The following is an 18,329-nucleotide window of genomic DNA, read 5'->3' as shown; positions in this document are numbered from 1 at the left end:
AGGAGAACTAGTGTGTTGGCGGCGTTCGTCCAGCTATGCCGGTGCTCAGCCTTTCAGCGCGCGCTCAAGAACGCGTGACAATCTCTCGGAGAAACCACGCGGATCCTCGGGCTTGTCGCCATCCAGAATCTTTGCCTGGTCGAGCAGCAACTCGACGGCATCCTTCTGGAACGCGCCGTCCTTGCCGGCCGTTGCCGCCAGCGCGGTGATCAACGCATGATCCGGATTGATCTCGAGCACAGGCTTGGCGGCGGAATCCAGCCGGCCTGCACCCTGGAGGATCTTTTCGAGCTGGCGGTCCGGGCCGTGCTCCGGCGCGACCAGGCAGACAGCGCTTTCCGTCAGGCGATCGGAGGCCCGAACGTCCGAGAGAGCGTCACCGAGCGTGGTCTTGGCAAATGCGATGAAATCGCTGACAAGTTGCGTCGTTTCCGCCTTCGGCTTGTCCTCCGCATCGACTTTCTTGATATCGGCGAGGTCGGCCGAACCTTGCGAGACGGACTTGAACGCCTTGCCCTCGAACTCAGGCGCATTGGTCACCCAGAAGCTGTCGACCGGATCTGTCAGCAGCAACACCTCGATGCCGCGGGCCTTGAAGCCTTCGATATGCGGCGAGGCGCTGAGCTGGGCGGCACTTCCGCCGGTGAGATAATAAATAGCTGTCTGGCCTTCCTTCATGTCCTTGACGTAGTCGGCCAGCGAGCGAAGGCCCTCGCCCGAAGACGTGGTCTTGAAGCGCGACAGGGCAAGCAGCTGCGTGCGACGCTCGTAATCCTCGTAGATGCCTTCCTTGATGACTGTGCCGAAGGACTCCCAGACCTTGTTGAAGGCTTCCGCATCGCTTTCGGCGAGCTTTTCCAGGCTGGTCAGCACGCGGCTGCTCAGGCCCTTGCGGATGGCCGCCAGGATCGGGCTCTGCTGGATCATCTCGCGCGAGACGTTCAATGGCAGGTCCGAGGTGTCGATCAGGCCGCGCACGAAGCGCAGGTAGCGCGGCAGGAGGTCCGCATCGTCGGTGATGAAGACGCGCTTCACGTAGAGCTTGATGCGGCCCTTGCGATCCGGATCGAAGAGGTCGAAGGGCGGCGAGCCCGGCACGAAAGCGAGCGCCGTATATTCGTGCCGCCCTTCAGCCTTGAAATGTACCGTCAGCGCCGGCTCATCGAACTGGCCGGAAATGCCGCGGTAGAAGTCGGCATATTCTTCCTTGGTAATATCGCTCTTCGACTTGGTCCACAGCGCCGACCCATCGGCAATCTGCTTCGGCTCCTCGCCCGGCTTTTCGATGATCTCGATCGGGACCGGCACGTGGCCGGACTGCTCCTTGACGATGCGCTCCACAGTCCAGCGCGATGTATAGCTCTTGGCATCTTCCATCATGTGGAGCGTAATGCGCGTGCCGCGGGCCGGCGCTTCCTCGACCGGCACTGAAGAAACCGAGTAGCTGCCCTTGCCGTCCGACGACCACATCCAGGCCTCGGTGGAACCGGCACGGCGCGAGACGACATCGACGCGGTCGGCAACCATGAAGGCGGAGTAGAAGCCGATGCCGAACTGGCCGATGAGCTGTGCGCCATCCTTGCCCTTGGCGGCTTCCACCATTTCCATGAAGGCCCGGGTGCCGGAACGGGCGATCGTGCCGAGCGCCTCGATCATGTCCTCGCGGCTCATGCCGATGCCGTTGTCCTCGAGGATGAAGCGCAGGTTCTCCTCGTCCAGGGTCAGCGTAATGCGCGAGGACGGATCGCCGGCCAGCAGTTCCGGCGCAGCAATCGCCTCGTAACGCAGCTTCTCGCAGGCATCGGCGGCATTCGAGATCAGCTCGCGCAGGAACACATCCTTGTCGGAATAGATTGAATGCACCATCAGGTGCAGCAGGCGCGAAACATCCGCTTCGAAGGCATGATTTTCCACTGGTGTTTCGGTCATGGTAATCTCTTCAATTGTGTCGATTGGGTTGGTGCCTCAATTGGCAAAGACGGGGAAGGAATTCAAGGGGGATACGACCTATCTCATCCTCGCGGGAGCGATGATCAGTAGCGAGTAACCCCAAACGGGCCCCTGCCGCGCTGCGAGTCTCGACGAGGCGGGGGTGTTCTCGAACCCGCGCTCGCACCCTCCTCCTGCTCTCCGAAGGGCTCTCGCCAAACTGCGCCCGGTAGCTTCTGGAAAATGCCGAAGCCGAGTTGAAACCGGTGGCCGCCGCTATGTCGGCAAAACTGGCCGGTGTCTCGATGACCTTGCGCCGCGCCGCGTTCAGCCGCAACGCCAGATAATGCACGTGCGGTGCGACCCCCATTCCCTGCTGGAAGAGCCCCTGCAGGTGGCGGGCGCTGAGCCCCACCCTGCGCGCCAGCCTTGCAAGTGACAGCGGCTGCTCCACCGTCTCCTCCATCAGGCGCACGGCATGAGCAACCCGCGGGTCGTTCATTTTCAGCGGCATCGTCGATGGCATGGCCAGCGCCTCGGCCCGGCCTCCGCCCTGCTCGTAGACGAAAAGGCGCGTAACTTCGAGCGCCAGCGAATAGCCCTGCCGTCGGCGTATTATCTCCAGCATCAGGTCGACCGTCGGCAGCGAGCTTGCCGCCGTAATCCGCTTGCCGTCGATGACGAAGCGATCGCGCACCATCTTCACCTGCGTGTGGGCTGCAGCGAAATCATCGAAATCTTCCCAGTGAACGGTTGCGGAGAAATCGTCCAGCAGGCTTGCCTCCGCCAGCAGCCACGTGCCGGACTCGATGCCTGCCATGACGCTGCGATAGCGCGCCGTTTGTGATAGCTGCATCTTCAGCCCCGATGTCGCGCTGCGCTTCCAGTTGTAGCTGCCAAGCACGAAGAGCGGCGCCGTTTCCTGACCCGGGCGAAAGGCCGCATCGACGGGCACCGGGATGTTGCTTGTCGTCTGGACCGGCGCGCCATCGGGCGTGAAGAGGCGCCAGCGATAGATTTCGGCTGCCGGCGATGCGGTTGGCGCCGCGCAACGGCTCGATGACGGAGGCGATCAGGATGAGGTTGGTTTCCGGCAGGACCAGCAGATCGATATCGAGCGGCGCATTGGATAGGGTCAGCATGAAGGAAAAATCTCTGTTTCCATTAATGTATCAAATAGATCCGAAAATGCAAAGCATTGTCAGCCGTCCTGTCGCGTAATCTGCCCAACGATACGGGAGAACGAAATGCCTCTTGCCATGAACCGCGATGTCTTCATTACCTGCGCCGTGACGGGCGCCGGCGACACGACTTCGAAGTCCGAGCATGTTCCGATCACGCCCAAGCAGATCGCCGATTCCGCGATCGATGCCGCCAAGGCCGGCGCTGCCGTCGTCCACTGCCATGTGCGCGATCCGGAAACGGGCGCCGCCAGCCGCCGCAACGATCTCTACCGTGAGGTGACCGACCGCATCCGCTCCGCCGATGTCGACGTCGTGCTGAACCTCACCGCCGGCATGGGCGGCGACCTGATTTTCGGCGATGTCGAAAGCCCGCTGCCGCTGAACCCAAGGGCACCGACATGGGCGGCGCCACCGACCGCGTCAGCCATGTCGCCGAATGCCTGCCGGAGATCTGCACGCTCGACTGCGGCACGATGAACTTCTCGCTCGGCGACTATGTCATGACCAACACGCCCAGCATGCTGCGCGCCATGGCCAAAGAAGATGACCGATCTCGGCGTCCGCCCGGAGATCGAGGCCTTCGACACCGGCCATCTCTGGTTTGCCAAGCAGCTGGTCGAGGAAGGCCTGATCGAGGATCCGGTGCTGATCCAGCTCTGCATGGGCATTCCGTGGGGCGCGCCGGACGATCTCAACACCTTCATGGCGATGGTCAACAACGTGCCGTCCAGCTGGACCTTCTCGGCTTTCTCGATCGGCCGCAATGCGCTGGCCTATCCGGCGGCCGCCGTGCTTGCCGGCGGCAATGTCCGCGTCGGGCTGGAGGACAACCTCTATGTCGGCAAGGGCAAGCTCGCCACCAACGCCCAGCTCGTTGAAAAGGCGGTCACCGTGGTCGAGGGCATGGGCGCACGCATCATCGGGCCGGAAGAGGTCCGCAAGAAACTGAAGCTGACGAAGCGGTAGGTGGCTGTGGCCGCAAGAATGGTTTGCCTGCGACACCAGCCCAGCAACCGGGTCATCCTCGGGCTTGACAGATGTTCCGCGGGATGTGACGCTAGTGCCTCCATTCAAAAGGCCGCAGCCAGAAGCTTTCCCGATGTAACGAGCGGCGTCTTTCGTCCCAACATGAATTCGACCGAGGCTAGACAAGCATGACCAAAATCCTAAAGGCCGCCTGCATCGGCGGCGGCGTTATCGGCGGGGGGTGGATTGCCCGCTTCCTGCTGGCCGGCATCGACGTCAAGGTCTTCGATCCGCATCCGGAATCGCAGCGCATCGTCGGCGAAGTGCTGGCCAATGCCGAGCGCGCCTACGGCATGCTGACCGGCGCACCGCTGCCGCCACGCGGCAAGCTCACCTTCTGCGCCAGCCTGGAAGAGGCGGTGGCAGATGCCGACTGGATCCAGGAAAGCGTGCCCGAGCGGCTCGACCTGAAGCGCGGCGTGCTCAACCAGATCGATGCGGCCGCAAAGCCGGATGCCCTGATCGGTTCCTCCACCTCGGGCCTGCTGCCATCGGACCTGCAGCGTGACATGAATCATCCCGAGCGGCTGTTCGTCGCCCACCCCTACAATCCCGTCTATCTCCTGCCGCTGGTGGAGATCGTCGGTGGCACCAAGACATCGCCGGAGACGATCAAGGCCGCCATGGACCGGCTGGTACCCATCGGCATGAAGGGTGTCCACATCGCCCGCGAGATCGAGGCCTTCGTCGGCGACCGCCTGCTGGAAGCCTTGTGGCGCGAGGCGCTCTGGCTGATCAAGGACGATATCTGCACCGTCGAGACGCTGGACGACGTCATCCGCTATTCCTTCGGCCTGCGCTGGGCGCAGATGGGCCTGTTCCAGACCTACCGGATCGCCGGCGGCGAAGCGGGCATGCGGCATTTCCTCGCCCAGTTCGGCCCCTGCCTCGCCTGGCCCTGGACGAAGCTCACCGATGTTGTCGATCTCGACGACGCGCTGGTCGAAAAGATCGGCCAGCAGTCCGACGAGCAGGCCGAGGGCCGCTCGATCCGCGAGCTGGAGCGCATCCGCGACGAAAACCTCGTCGGCATCCTGCAGACGCTGAAGGGCAGCGACGGCGGCAAGGGCTGGGGCGCCGGCAAGCTGCTGAAGGATTTCGAGGCCGGCCTCTGGGCGGAAGGCGGCAAGCGCGATGCCGCTGCACGATACCGCCCGGCCGCTGAAGCTGATCGAGACCAAGGTCAGCCCGGCCTGGGTCGACTACAACAATCACATGACCGAGCATCGCTATCTGCAGGTCTTCGGCGACACGACCGATGCGCTGCTGCGGCTGATCGGCGTCGATCTCGACTATGTCAAGAACGGCCACAGCTACTACACCGTCGAAACCCATATCCGCCATCTCGGCGAAGCCAAGCTCGGCCAGCAGCTGCATGCCACCTGCCAGGTGCTTTCGGCAGACGAGAAGCGACTGCAGGTCTTCCACACGATTTTCAACAGCGACACCGGCGAGACGGTTGCCACCGCCGAGCAGATGCTGCTGCATGTGGACTCGGCAGCCGGCAAGGCGGTCGCCGCCCCGGAAAAGGTGCTCGCCCGCGTCAGGGCGATCGCGGAAGCGCACGCATCACTGCCGCAGCCCGATGGGGTCGGTCGGCATGTCGGACAGAAACGATGAAGGCGCCAACGCGCGCTGTGTCATCCTCGGCCTTGAGCCGAGGATGACCCGAAACAGATGATATTCCACTTGGCTCCAATTCAGAGAAGGAGCCGTAGACATTGGAGAACTTGATGGATTTCGGGCTAAGCGAAGAACAGCAGATGATCGTCAAGACGGTGCGCGACTTCGTCGAGACCGAGATCTATCCGCATGAGAACGAGGTCGAGCGGACGGGTGTCGTACCGCGCGAACTCGGCGAGGAAATCAAGCGCAAATGCATCGAGCTCGGCTTTTATGCCTGCAACTTCCCCGAGGAAGTGGGCGGCGCCGGGCTTGATAATCTTACCTTCACGCTGGTCGAGCGGGAACTGGGCCGCGGCTCCCTCGGCCTGACAACCTATTTCGGCCGCCCTTCCGGCATCCTGATGGCCTGCGAAGGAGAGCAGCGGGAGCGTTACCTGCTGCCATCAGTGCGCGGCGAGAAATTCGACTCGCTTGCCATCACCGAGCCGGATGCGGGCTCCGACATGCGCGGCATGAAATGCTCGGCAAGGCCTGACGGCGATGACTGGGTGCTGAATGGCACCAAGCACTTCATCTCCCATGCCGACATAGCCGATTTCGTCATCGTCTTTGCCGCGACCGGCGAGGAGGAGACCTCGAAGGGAACGAAGAAGAAGATCACCGCCTTCCTCGTCGATCGCGACACGCCCGGCTTCGAGATCCGCAAGGGTTACGATTCGGTCTCCCACCGCGGCTATCACAACTGCATCCTGACTTTTACCGATTGCCGCCTGCCCAAGAGCCAGATTCTTGGCGGTCTTCACCAGGGCTTTGACATCGCCAACCAATGGCTAAGCGGCACGCGCCTTACGGTCGCTGCCACCAGCGTCGGCCGCGCCCGCCGCGCCTTCGATCTGGCACTGTCCTATGCCGCCGAGCGCAAGCAGTTCGGCAAGCCGATCGGCGCCAACCAGGGCGTTTCCTTCAAGCTCGCCGACATGATCACCGAGATCGACGCGGCGGAATGGCTGACACTTTCGGCCGCATGGCGCATCGACCAGGGCCTGCCGTCCAACCGCGAAATTTCCTCGGCCAAGCTCTATGCCTCCGAAATGCTTGCCCGCGTCACCGACGAGGCGATCCAGATCTTCGGCGGCATGGGGCTGATGGACGACCTGCCGCTGGCCCGCTTCTGGCGCGATGCCCGCGTCGAGCGCATCTGGGACGGCACCTCGGAAATCCACCGCCATATCATCAGCCGCGACCTGCTGCGGCCCTTCGGAGCCTGACTGGATGACAAACCCGCTCGACCGCCTGATCAGACCGAAATCCATCGCCGTCTTTGGCGGCAAGGAGGCGCGGCGGGTCATCGAGCAATGCGACCTCCTGGGGTTTTCGGGCGAGATCTGGCCCGTCCATCCGAAACTCGATGAAGTCCACGGCCGCCGCTGCTATCGCTCGGTGGCCGATCTGCCTTCGGCGCCCGACGCTTCCTTCGTCGGCGTCAATCGCACCCTGACGCTCGATATCATCCGGCAGCTCGCCGCCCGCGGTGCCGGCGGCGCAGTATGCTATGCCTCGGGCTTCCTGGAAGCCGTCAGCGAGTTGGCCGATGGCGGCGAACTGCAGGAGAAGCTGCTGGAAGCCGCCGGCGACATGCCGATCATCGGGCCGAACTGCTACGGCTTCGTCAATGCGCTGGATGGCGCCCTGCTCTGGCCGGACCAGCACGGCATGACCCGCATCGCAGGCGGCGTCGCTATTCTCACCCAGTCCTCCAACATTGCCCTCAACCTGACCATGCAGACGCGTGGCCTGCCGATCGCCTATCTGATGACGGCGGGCAACCAGGCGCAGATCGGTCTCTGCGACCTGGCAATCGCAGCCCTCGAAGATCCGCGCGTCACGGCAGTTGCCCTCCATGTCGAGGGCTTCGACAGCCTCGATGCCCTGCAGCGGCTGGCGGCACGAAGCCGCGCGCTGAAGAAGCCGGTCATCGCGCTGAAGGTCGGCCGCTCCGAGGCAGCCCAGCGCGCCGCCGTTTCTCACACCGCTTCGCTGTCGGGCAACGACGCCGTCTCGGGTGCCCTGCTCGACCGGCTGGGGATCGGCCGTGTCTCCACCCTGCCGGAAATGGTCGAGACGCTGAAGCTGCTGCATGCAGGCGGGCCGCTTGCAAGCAACGCCATCTCCTCCATGAGCTGCTCCGGCGGCGAGGCGTCGCTGATGGCCGATAGTGCCGTTGGCCGTGCCATCGACTTCCGCGCGCTTCTTCCCGAGCAGCTTCCGCCTCTGCGTCACGCCCTTGGCGAGATGGTGACGCTCGCCAATCCGCTCGACTATCACACCTTCGTCTGGGGCGATCTTGCCCGCCTGACAGAAGCCTTCAAGGCGATGTTTGCGGGCAACTATGCACTGAACCTGCTGGTGCTCGATTTTCCCCGCGCCGATCGCTGCGATCCGGCGGACTGGATGATAACGGTGGTGGCCTGGAACACGGCCGCGAAGGCGACAGGTGCCCGATCCGGCATTGTCGCGACACTCGGCGAGAACATGCCCGAGGTGATGGCGCAGCGCCTGATGGCCGATGGTATTGTCTCCTTTTGCGGCATCAGCGAAACACTCGCCGCCGCTGAAACGGCAGCCGCCATCGGTGCTGCCTGGCGACGGCCGGCCGCAGCGGCCCTGCTCGGGACAACCGCGGAAACAGGCGGCGACATCATTCTGTTGAGCGAAGCAGATGCCAAGGCGGAGTTGGCGGCCTTCGGCCTCAAGGTCCCCGGCGGCCGGAAAGCCGATACCCCTGAAGAAGCTGCAGCGGCGGCGGCCGAACTCGGTTTCCCCGTCGTCTTGAAGGGCCTCGGCATCGCCCACAAGACGGAAGCGGGCGCCGTGGTGCTGAACCTTTCGACACCGGATGCCGTACGCTTAGCTGCTGAAGGCATGGCGTCGAAAGTATCGGGCTATCTGATCGAATCCATGATCGAGAAGCCCGTTGCAGAGCTGATCGTCGGCGCTTCGAAAGATCCGGTCGCCGGCCCTTTCCTGACGATCGGCGCCGGCGGCATCCTCGTGGAACTGCTGGAAGATTCCGCCATTCTGCTGCTGCCGACAACACCGGAAGAGATCGAGGCGGCGCTTTCCCGGCTAAAGATTTCGAAGCTGCTCGACGGCTATCGCGGCGGCCCGAAGGCCGATCGGATGGCGCTTGTTGCGGCCGTCGCATCAGTGGCAGATTATGTCGCAAAGGAGGCGGCGCGGCTGGAGGAACTAGACCTTAATCCATTGATGGTTTTGAGCGAAGGCAAGGGCGCATTTGTTGCGGATGCCTTGATCCGGCGGAGGAGTTGAGCGTGTCTGACGGCCCCATTCGCTTCCACCGTGTCGGCGGCATTCTTGAAGTTACAATCGACCGTCCAAAGGCCAACGCCATCGATCTCGCGACCAGCCGGCAGATGGGCAAGCTCTTCGCCAGCTTTCGCGATGATCCGGCACTGCGCGTCGCCATCATTACCGGTGCCGGCGAGAAATTCTTCTCGGCAGGATGGGACCTGAAGGCGGCGGCAGCCGGCGATGCGGTGGATGGCGATTATGGCGTTGGCGGCTTCGGCGGCCTGCAGGAGCTTCGCGATCTCAACAAGCCGGTCATAGCCGCGATCAACGGTCTCTGTTGTGGCGGCGGTCTGGAGATCGCCCTTTCCGCCGACATGATCCTGGCTGCCGACCATGCAACTTTCGCGCTGCCGGAAATCCGCTCCGGCACGGTAGCCGACGCAGCCTCGATCAAGCTGCCGAAGCGCATACCCTACCATATCGCCATGGACATGCTTCTGACCGGGCGCTGGCTCGATGCCGCCGAGGCGCATCGCTGGGGCTTCGTCAACGAGATACTGCCGCCGGAAAAGCTGATGGAGCGCGCCTGGGAACTCGCCCGTCTGCTCGAAAGCGGTCCCCCGCTGGTCTACGCCGCCATCAAGGAAATCGTCCGCGCGGCGGAAGGCCAGGACTTCACGACCACGATGAACAAGGTCACCAAGCGGCAATTCAAGTCCGTCGACGTGCTCTATTCAAGCGAGGATCAGCTCGAGGGTGCCAAGGCTTTTGCCGAAAAACGGTCGCCCGTGTGGAAAGGAATATAAGACATCAGAAAAATTGATCCGCGGAAGGCACGGAACAACCACTCGCTGCTATGCAGCGGCTGATATGTCCCTATAGTCCGACGATCATCCGATTGACGCCCCGGCAATAAAATCAACAACAGACCGGCGGCGAAGAAAATACCTAACCAGAGAAGAGGAACGGAACATGAGTGATTACACGAAATTTCTAGCCGGTCGCGTGACATCAGGGGGGATGAACCGCCGCGAATTCATGGGTCGCGCCCTGGCTGCAGGCGTGACGCTGGCCGCCGCCGACGCACTGTTTACCACGAGCGCCATGGCGCAGACGCCCAAGAAGGGCGGACACCTGAAGCTCGGCCTCGAAGGCGGTGCTTCCACCGATTCGATCGACCCGGCCTCTGCAACCTCGCAGGTCATGTTCGTCGCCGTGCGCACCTGGGGCGACACGCTGGTCGAAACCCATCCGCAGACCCGCAAGCCGCTGCCTTCGCTGGCTGAATCCTGGACCTCCTCGCCGGATGCGAAGGTCTGGACCTTCAAGATCCGCAAGGGCGTGCAGTTCCACGATGGCAAGGAAATGACCATCGACGACGTCGTGGCCACCCTGCACCGCCATTCCGACGAAAAGTCGAAGTCCGGCGCGCTCGGCATGATGAAGGCGCTGACCAAGATCGAGAACCAGAACGGCGACCTCGTCATCACCCTCGACCAGGGCAATGCCGACATGCCGGCCCTGCTTACCGACTACCACCTCGTCATCCAGCCGAAGGGCGGCGTGGACAACCCGACAGCCGGCATCGGCACGGGCGCCTACAAGGTGACCAACTTCCAGGCCGGCGTTCGGATGACGTTCGAAAAGAACCCGAACGACTGGCGCACGGACCGCGGCTATGTGGACAGCGTCGAGCTGATTACCATGAACGACGCAACGGCCCGTATCGCTGCACTGACCTCCGGCCAGGTCGACTATGTGAACCGTGTCGATCCAAAGACGGTCAGCCTGCTGAAGCGCGCGCCGAACGTCCAGCTGCTGACGACGGCAGGCGGCGGTCACTACGTTTTCATCATGCATTGCGACACGGCGCCGTTCGACAACAACGACCTGCGTATGGCCCTGAAATACGCAATCGACCGCGAAGAAATGGTCAAGCGCATCCTCGGCGGCTACGGCTCCGTCGGCAACGACTTCCCGATCAACAGCACCTATGCCTACTTCCCCGAAGGCATCGAACAGCGCAAGTACGATCCAGACAAGGCGAAGTTCCACTACAAGAAGTCCGGCCACGACGGCTCCGTGCTGTTGCGCACCTCGGAAGTCGCCTTCCCGGGCGCCGTCGATGCCTCCGTTCTCTTCCAGCAGAGTGCCAAGAAGGCCGGCATCAACCTCGAGATCAAGCGCGAGCCGGGCGACGGCTACTGGACCAACGTCTGGAACAAGCAGCCCTTCTGCGCTTCCTATTGGGGCAGCCGCGCAACGCAGGATCAGTTCTACTCCGGCGCCTATCTTTCCACGGCCGACTGGAACGACACCCGCTTCAAGCGTCCTGAGTTCGACAAGCTGCTGGTGAGCGCCCGCGCCGAGCTGGACGAGACCAAGCGCAAGGACATGTATCGCCAGATGGCGATGATGGTCCGCGACGAAGGCGGCACCATCCTGCCGATGTTCAACGACTTCGTGAACGCCGGTTCGAAGAAGCTGCAGAACTATGTCCAGGATATCGGCAACGACATGTCGAACGGCTACGTTGCCACCCGCGTCTGGATCGATGCCTGATGCCTGAAACAGGGACCGCAGGCAATCCGCCTGCGGTCTGAAACTGGTCGGCCAGGATTATGCTTCCGCGGGGGTCATCCTCGGGCTTGACCCGAGGCTCCATTGCATGCCGCACCATGGATGCTCGGCTCAAGGCCGAGCATGACACGGAGAGCGGGACGCGCGAACCAGCAAGATCCTTGTCGGCATTCAGGGAACGGCGGATAGTTTATCCGCCGTTCCAATTCCGTTTGTTTCAGACCGAGGCGATTTCAGATGGCCAATTCCATAGAAACCGGCGGCCTGCCCGGCCGTCGCCTGCGCGAGCGGTTTCCGCTTGCCGCGCTTATCATCGAGCGGCTGCTGCTCAGCATCGTGTTGCTGATAGCTGTGTCGATCCTGATCTTCGGCGGCCTGCAGGCACTTCCGGGCGACTTCGCTTCGACCTATCTCGGCCAGTCGGCAACGCCCGAGGCCGTCGCCAACATCCGCGATCAGCTCGGCCTTAACCAGCCGGTCGTGACGCGATATTTCGAATGGCTCGGCGGCGCGGTCCGCGGTGATTTCGGCACCTCCTGGGCGAGCCAGAATTCGGTAAGCGAGCAGATCGCCAACCGCCTCGGTAATTCGCTCTTCCTCGCCGGCTTTGCCGCCATCATCGCCGTGCCGCTCGCTGTCGGCCTCGGCATGCTTTCGGTGCATTTCCGCAACCGCCTGCCTGATAAAATCATCAACGTCATCTCGCTGGCCGCGATCTCGCTGCCCGAGTTCTTCATCGGCTATCTGCTGATCATGTTCTTCGCCGTGAAATGGGGGGTCGCCACCTTTCCGGCGACTGTTTTCGACGGCATGGACTTTCTCGACCGGCTGAAGGCGATCGCCCTGCCGACGGCGACGCTGGTTCTCGTGGTGCTGGCCCACATGATGCGCATGACGCGCGCCGCCATCCTATCCGTCATGTCGTCGGCCTATATGGAGACGGCTGAGCTGAAGGGGCTTTCCGCCTTCCGCGCCATCGTCAAGCATGCCGCCCCCAATGCGCTGGCGCCGATCATCAATGTCGTGGCGCTGAACCTTGCCTACCTCGTCGTCGGGGTGGTCGTGGTGGAGGTCGTCTTTGTCTATCCCGGCATGGGTCAGTACATGGTCGATGCCGTCACTGTGCGCGACATGCCTGTCGTGCAGGCCTGCGGCCTGATCTTTGCGGCGGTCTACATCCTGCTCAACATGGTGGCCGATATCCTCGCCATTGTCGCCAACCCCCGTCTGAGGCATCCGCGATGAGATTGCGAGACATCCCCATCACCGCCTGGATCGGCATGTTCGGCATCGCGCTGGCCCTGATCTGCGCGCTCTTTGCGCCCTGGATCGCCCCCTATGGCGAGACGGACGTCCTGGGGGACGTGTGGGCGCCGGCCGACGGCCAATATATATTTGGCCTGGACAATCTGGGCCGCGACATTCTCTCGCGGTTGATTTACGGCGCGCGCACCACGCTTTTCGTCGCCCTGGGCGCGACCGTCATCTCGTTTTCCCTCGGCATTATCCTGTCTTTCACCGCGGCCGTGTCCCGCGGGCTGATCGACACCGTGTTGTCGCGCTTCAATGACCTGATGATGTCGATCCCGACGCTGATCTTCGCTCTCGTGGTGCTGGCAGTGCTGCCGCAGAACATCATCGTGCTGATCCTCGTCATGGCTGTTCTCGACAGTACGCGCGTTTACCGCCTTGGCCGCGCAGTGGCGCTGGACATCGCGGTGATGGAGTTTGTCGAAGCAGCCAAACTGCGCGGTGAAGGCACGGTATGGATCATCTTTCGCGAGATCCTGCCCAATGCCCTGTCACCGTTGCTCGCCGAATTCGGCCTGCGCTTCGCCTTCGCCATCCTGTTCCTTTCCACTCTCTCCTTCCTCGGCCTCGGCATCCAGCCGCCGGCCGCCGACTGGGGTGGCATGGTCAAGGACAACAAGGACGGCATCATCTTCGGCGTGACGGCCGCCCTCGTGCCGGGCGGCGCCATCGCCGCGCTGGCGGTTTGTATCAATCTGGTGGTGGATTGGCTCCTGAAGCGAACCTCCAGCCTCAAGGGAGGACGCGGCGATGCCTGAGCTGCTTTCGGTACGCGGCCTGAAGATCGAGGCCACCAGCTATCCGCCCGGCGAAGCGCCGAAGCGTGTCACCATCGTCGATGGCGTCTCCTTCGATCTTGCAAAAGGCAAGGTACTCGGCCTGATCGGCGAATCCGGCGCTGGCAAGTCAACCATCGGCCTCTCCGCCCTGGCCTATGGTCGCGGCGGCGCCGAGATCACCGGCGGCGAAGTGCTGCTCGACGGCGACAATATCCTGGCGCTTGGCAAGTCCGGCATCCGCAAGGTGCGCGGCGCCCGCGTCTGTTATGTCGCGCAGTCGGCAGCGGCGGCCTTCAACCCGGCCCACCGTCTCGGCGGACAGGTTATCGAAGCCTCCGTCAAGCACGGACTGATGACAAAGGATGAAGCCCGCAAGCGCGCCCTCTATCTCTTCCGCGTCCTGGGCCTGCCTAGCCCGGAAACCTTCGGCGAGCGCTATCCGCACCAGGTTTCTGGTGGCCAGCTGCAGCGCGCCATGACCGCGATGGCGCTCTGCTCGAACCCCGAGCTGATCGTCTTTGACGAGCCGACCACGGCGCTTGACGTGACAACCCAGATCGACGTTCTTGCCGCAATCAAGCATGCGATCGAGGAAACGAATACTGCCGCGCTCTACATCACCCACGACCTCGCAGTCGTCGCCCAGATTTCCGACGACATCATGGTGCTTCGCCACGGCAAGACGGTGGAATACGGCACGGCGCAGCAGATCATCGAGGCGCCGCGGGAGGATTATACGCGGGCTCTGGTGAACGTGCGCCAGGCGCTGAGGCCGGAAGCCACTGTGCAGACGGACACGCTGCTGAAGGTCGACAATATCACCGCCGGCTATTCCAACGGCTTCAAGGTGCTGTTCGATGTATCGCTGCACCTCCCGAAGGGGCAGACGCTGGCCGTCGTCGGCGAATCCGGATCGGGCAAATCGACGCTCGCCCGCGTTATCACCGGCCTGCTGCCGCCCCAGGAAGGCGCAATTTCCTTTGCTGGAAAACAGCTGTCGAAGGCCCTGAAAGGCCGCTCAAACGACGATCTGCGGCGCATCCAGCTGATTTACCAGATGGCCGATACGGCGATGAACCCGCGCCAGACTGTCCGCGACATCATCGGCCGGCCGCTGACCTTCTACTATGGTCTGCGAGGAGCAGCCAAGACCGCGCGCGTGAAGGAACTGCTCGAGCAGATCGAGATGAGCAACGGCTTCATCGACCGCTATCCGGCCGAGCTCTCCGGCGGCCAGAAGCAGCGCGTCGCCATCGCTCGGGCGCTCGCCGCCAACCCCGAGCTGATCCTTTGCGACGAGCCTACTTCCGCTCTCGACCCGCTGGTGGCCGAAGGCATTCTCAGCTTGCTCATGAAATTGCAGGAGGAGAAGCAGCTTTCCTACGTCTTCATCACCCACGACATCGCCATCGTCCGCGCCATTGCCGACAGCGTCGCCGTCATGCATAGAGGCAAGCTGGTGAGATTCGGGCCGAAATCGAAAGTCCTTTCACCACCATTTGATGACTACACGGACCTGCTGCTGAAGTCGGTGCCGGAGATGGAGATTGGCTGGCTGGAGAAGGTGCTGACAACAAGGCGAATGGAAAGCGCGGGGAACTGACCAGGGGCGAGGACCGTCGATGCACGGAACTCCTCCTCAGCCGTGGTGCGTTTTAAAGGCGCTGCCCAGGATGGCCCAGAAATTCCTATCCGGATTTTGGCCGGCGGAAACGATTTCCGTAGGGTTGGCTCTGGGCCGCGATTTCGCAAAGATACGCCCTTTCGGGCGATAAGAAGAGAACCTTCGAAATTACATTTCCTTACTAAATCGTCAGGTAACGTTGACACATGGCATCTCACAATACAGATTACTCCGGGCTTCCACGTTATTATCGATTGCCATGACTTGACACTAATATCCCTGGAAAAGTAACGGCACAATCGTCACATGCCTTCACCATAACTATCCTGCGTTAAACAAGAGCATTACAGTGTGACTAAAGTCTCAATAATAATAAATAACTATAACTATGGGAACTTTATTGAAGACGCTATCATTAGTGCTCTTAACCAGAACCTATCGCAAACGCAACTTATAGTTGTCGATGATGGAAGCAGCGACAATTCGCGTTCGATAATTGACAATTATAAGGATAGGGTGGACTTTCTTTATCAGGAGAATGGCGGTCAGGCGTCCGCGCTGAATGCCGGATTTCTGCTGGCGGATGGCGATATCATAATATTCCTGGATTCTGACGATAGACTCCACGCAAACTGTGCATCTGAAGTTGTTGCGGCTTGGCGTCCCGGTGTTTCAAAGATCAATTACAATCTGGAAATAATCGACGGCCTTGGAAACAATGAAGGCATCAGATATTTCAAAGAGGATCTTCCACGCGGGAACCTGAAAGAGCAGACTCTTTTTACAGGCATGGTCGCAAGCCCACCAATGACCGCGAATGCATTCAGCCGGTCATTTTTGGAACGCGTTATGCCTATCCCCGAGACGCTCTGGCGTAGCGCTGCCGATGTCTACCTTTTCAGCCTCGCAACGCTTTGCGGGGAAATCGTTGCCATCGACAAGAACCTCGGTGAATACCGCGTGCACAACTCGAACGACTCCAAACCGATAAAGAATGGCAAGATATCACGCGGCTGGATCGATAATATCGTCAAAAGAGAGTTTGAAACCGACAAGGCAATAGCAGATTTTGCAAGGTCAAGTGGCTTGCCCTATACTCCAGGCACGATAACATCCGGGCTTGCTCACATACAGCTCAAAATGATCTTCATCATCACGCATTCTTTGAGCAGGAAGGGATTGTTATTGACAGCATTGACCGCGCTCAAGCGACAGAAGATTTCCGCATTCAAATCCGCTGCCATCGCTGTCTGGACTGTTATGGTCTGCATCCTTCCCCGTCCAATCGCCGAAGAAGTTGCCAAACACGGAATGAAACACGGTTTCGTCCTAGCTATAAACCGCAAGCTTCTAAAGCAAGACAAGCGTGATGCGATGGCGCATGCAGATCCCTGAAGCTGGCAGAAAAGCTCTGAAGCAGATGACCGTTGTGAACGAGAATCGTTAGAAAACCGAATTTCCCAAAGACTGCTCAATCGACAGATGGCGCGCAAAAGCGCCCGTCCGCTTCACCTGTCTGTAAGCTTGAAGGACCCGGGATCCCTCAGATGATCCCAAAGGAGTACGCGGCGCACCGAAATCGCCAAAAGCAACACGGCGCCGACAAATGGTAGAGAAACAATCAAGCGTGCAAAAAGACCGTTTACCCAATCACTACTGCCATGCCAGAAAGCAACCGGTTGGGCGATCATTCCGGCTGCCGCCAATATAAGCCAGGTTTCGGGATTTTTTTTGTTCAGCGGGAATACGGAAGGCAGCAGGAGGCTGAGAGGCAAAAAGGCCCAGACATAATAATGATTCCACGAAATATTTGGCAGGAGTAAAATTAAAAACAAGATAAAGCTAACCTCCATGGCCAAGGTTTGTTGCGGCCGGGCCTTGCGCGCGAGCAATACTACTGATCCCGCGACAATAGCGATTGTGATCGTCTGACCAATTTTGATTATTGTCGCGACAACAGGGGCAACCGGATGCATATCCCAGTTGCCGAGATAAAGATCGCCGACAAACAAACGACCAACAACACCGCCTATCGACTGAACATTATGAGCCATGATCAGACCTTGCAGAGCGGGGAAAATTGTCTGTTCCAGCCAAATTCGGTGCAGCGACCAACCGAATACCGTAATCGACAGAAACGCAGCAACCACGCAAACCGCCATGCCGGCAAGCGAGACGCGCCAACGTCCGCGTAACAACGCGTAGACGCCTAGCAGAAGAAGAGCTGGCTTGATGAGAGCGGCCGCCGCGAAAAGAACACCCGCCCCCCAGTCCTTTCCGCGCATCATGAATATGACGCCCCAAAGAACAGCGATCATCACCATTTGCGAGGTGTTTCCAACAATTACGCCATAGGCCACGGGACCCGATCCTATCATCAAAAATGCCATCAACGCCGATTGCGGTCCGTTCAACTCGGCCCAGCGAACCAATATCCGCCACACGTAAACACTTGCGAACAAACCGAGCCCGAAAAATAGCACCAAGGCGACAGGTTTGGGCAAAAAGGAAAATGGCGTAAAAACGAAAGCGACAATAGGCAAATTTACGAACCCCGTGGCCCCTTTGGCCAGAAGCTCGGCAAATGCGACTTTATCAACAACCGCAACCTTACCCGCAGCGTAGTAGGCATTGGTGAAATCAGCCATGCGCCCTTCTTGCGGAACGGCGAAGTATTGCGCAACAAAGGTAAGAATGCCGAGCACCGCACTCACGACTGTAATATTGAGTTCCGACACGCCGCGTTTGTACAAACGATCGCTCAGCCAAGCGCATAAGCAGAACATCGCCGCGCAGAAGGGGTATATCAGAATGAAGCGCACAAAATTGCCTTCCAATTCTCGGACGGAAAAACAGATTTAAGGATATTTCCCGACATCCGCTCAACAGCATGGTATTTTGAAATTCTCACCGAAAATATGCGACCATTTTCTGGCGCCGTCAGAGGTTGTCAATATT

General features: G+C 60.6%; 13 protein-coding genes and 3 pseudogenes. 13 read left to right on the top strand and 3 right to left on the bottom strand.

Going from position 1 to position 18,329, the window contains the following annotated elements:
* Window positions 1-45: 45 nt before the first annotated feature.
* Window positions 46-1,929 carry a molecular chaperone HtpG gene (gene htpG, locus PW844_RS15460; protein WP_299453440.1) on the bottom strand — a complete coding sequence of 628 codons (1,884 nt, stop codon included), beginning with the start codon at window positions 1,927-1,929 and terminating at the stop codon, window positions 46-48.
* A gap of 10 nt (window positions 1,930-1,939) precedes the next feature.
* Complete coding sequence (locus tag PW844_RS15455; RefSeq protein ID WP_299453437.1) at window positions 1,940-2,884, bottom strand: GlxA family transcriptional regulator; 945 nt, start codon at window positions 2,882-2,884, stop codon at window positions 1,940-1,942.
* A gap of 292 nt (window positions 2,885-3,176) precedes the next feature.
* Here PW844_RS15455 and PW844_RS29455 point away from each other — a divergent pair.
* From PW844_RS29455 to PW844_RS15395, 13 genes and pseudogenes are all read left to right on the top strand, one after another.
* Window positions 3,177-3,440: pseudogene (locus tag PW844_RS29455) on the top strand (3-keto-5-aminohexanoate cleavage protein); the annotation flags it as partial.
* 71 nt (window positions 3,441-3,511) lie between these two features.
* A pseudogene (locus tag PW844_RS29450) lies at window positions 3,512-3,595 on the top strand (hypothetical protein); the annotation flags it as partial.
* A gap of 61 nt (window positions 3,596-3,656) precedes the next feature.
* Window positions 3,657-4,079, top strand: coding sequence for a 3-keto-5-aminohexanoate cleavage protein (locus PW844_RS15445; RefSeq protein ID WP_299453434.1), 423 nt, complete (start codon window positions 3,657-3,659; stop codon window positions 4,077-4,079).
* A 188-nt stretch (window positions 4,080-4,267) separates the two neighbouring features.
* A pseudogene (locus PW844_RS29445) lies at window positions 4,268-5,224 on the top strand (carnitine 3-dehydrogenase); the annotation flags it as partial.
* 49 nt (window positions 5,225-5,273) lie between these two features.
* Window positions 5,274-5,759, top strand: a complete 486-nt coding sequence (locus PW844_RS15435) for a thioesterase family protein (protein WP_299453432.1) — start codon at window positions 5,274-5,276, stop codon at window positions 5,757-5,759.
* A gap of 113 nt (window positions 5,760-5,872) precedes the next feature.
* Window positions 5,873-7,033: an acyl-CoA dehydrogenase family protein gene (locus PW844_RS15430; RefSeq protein WP_299453430.1), complete on the top strand. Its 1,161-nt coding sequence runs from the start codon at window positions 5,873-5,875 to the stop codon at window positions 7,031-7,033.
* Between the two features lie 4 nt (window positions 7,034-7,037).
* Window positions 7,038-9,095, top strand: coding sequence for an acetate--CoA ligase family protein (locus PW844_RS15425; RefSeq protein WP_299453427.1), 2,058 nt, complete (start codon window positions 7,038-7,040; stop codon window positions 9,093-9,095).
* A 2-nt stretch (window positions 9,096-9,097) separates the two neighbouring features.
* The gene (locus PW844_RS15420; protein ID WP_299453424.1) at window positions 9,098-9,883 is read left to right on the top strand and encodes a carnitinyl-CoA dehydratase; all 786 of its coding nucleotides are present in this window, start codon (window positions 9,098-9,100) and stop codon (window positions 9,881-9,883) included.
* Between the two features lie 166 nt (window positions 9,884-10,049).
* Complete coding sequence (locus PW844_RS15415; RefSeq protein WP_299453421.1) at window positions 10,050-11,639, top strand: ABC transporter substrate-binding protein; 1,590 nt, start codon at window positions 10,050-10,052, stop codon at window positions 11,637-11,639.
* Window positions 11,640-11,894: 255 nt separating this feature from the next.
* Window positions 11,895-12,902, top strand: coding sequence for an ABC transporter permease (locus PW844_RS15410; RefSeq protein ID WP_299453419.1), 1,008 nt, complete (start codon window positions 11,895-11,897; stop codon window positions 12,900-12,902).
* Window positions 12,899-13,726: an ABC transporter permease gene (locus tag PW844_RS15405; RefSeq protein WP_299453417.1), complete on the top strand. Its 828-nt coding sequence runs from the start codon at window positions 12,899-12,901 to the stop codon at window positions 13,724-13,726. The genes PW844_RS15410 and PW844_RS15405 overlap by 4 nt, the downstream gene beginning before the upstream one ends.
* Window positions 13,719-15,350, top strand: coding sequence for an ABC transporter ATP-binding protein (locus PW844_RS15400; RefSeq protein ID WP_299453416.1), 1,632 nt, complete (start codon window positions 13,719-13,721; stop codon window positions 15,348-15,350). Before PW844_RS15405 ends, PW844_RS15400 begins: the two co-directional genes overlap by 8 nt.
* 372 nt (window positions 15,351-15,722) lie before the next feature.
* On the top strand, window positions 15,723-16,766 hold the full coding sequence (locus tag PW844_RS15395; protein ID WP_299453414.1) for a glycosyltransferase: 1,044 nt from the start codon (window positions 15,723-15,725) through the stop codon (window positions 16,764-16,766).
* A 113-nt stretch (window positions 16,767-16,879) separates the two neighbouring features.
* Here PW844_RS15395 and PW844_RS15390 read toward each other — a convergent pair whose 3' ends face one another.
* Window positions 16,880-18,193, bottom strand: coding sequence for a glycosyltransferase family 87 protein (locus tag PW844_RS15390; RefSeq protein WP_299453412.1), 1,314 nt, complete (start codon window positions 18,191-18,193; stop codon window positions 16,880-16,882).
* Between the last annotated feature and the right edge of the window lie 136 nt (window positions 18,194-18,329).

Source organism: Pantoea sp. (assembly GCF_028283705.1).
Classification (GTDB): domain Bacteria; phylum Pseudomonadota; class Gammaproteobacteria; order Enterobacterales; family Enterobacteriaceae; genus Pantoea.
Note: the sequence above shows the minus strand (reverse complement) of the source record. Positions and strands in the feature narration are given on the sequence as shown.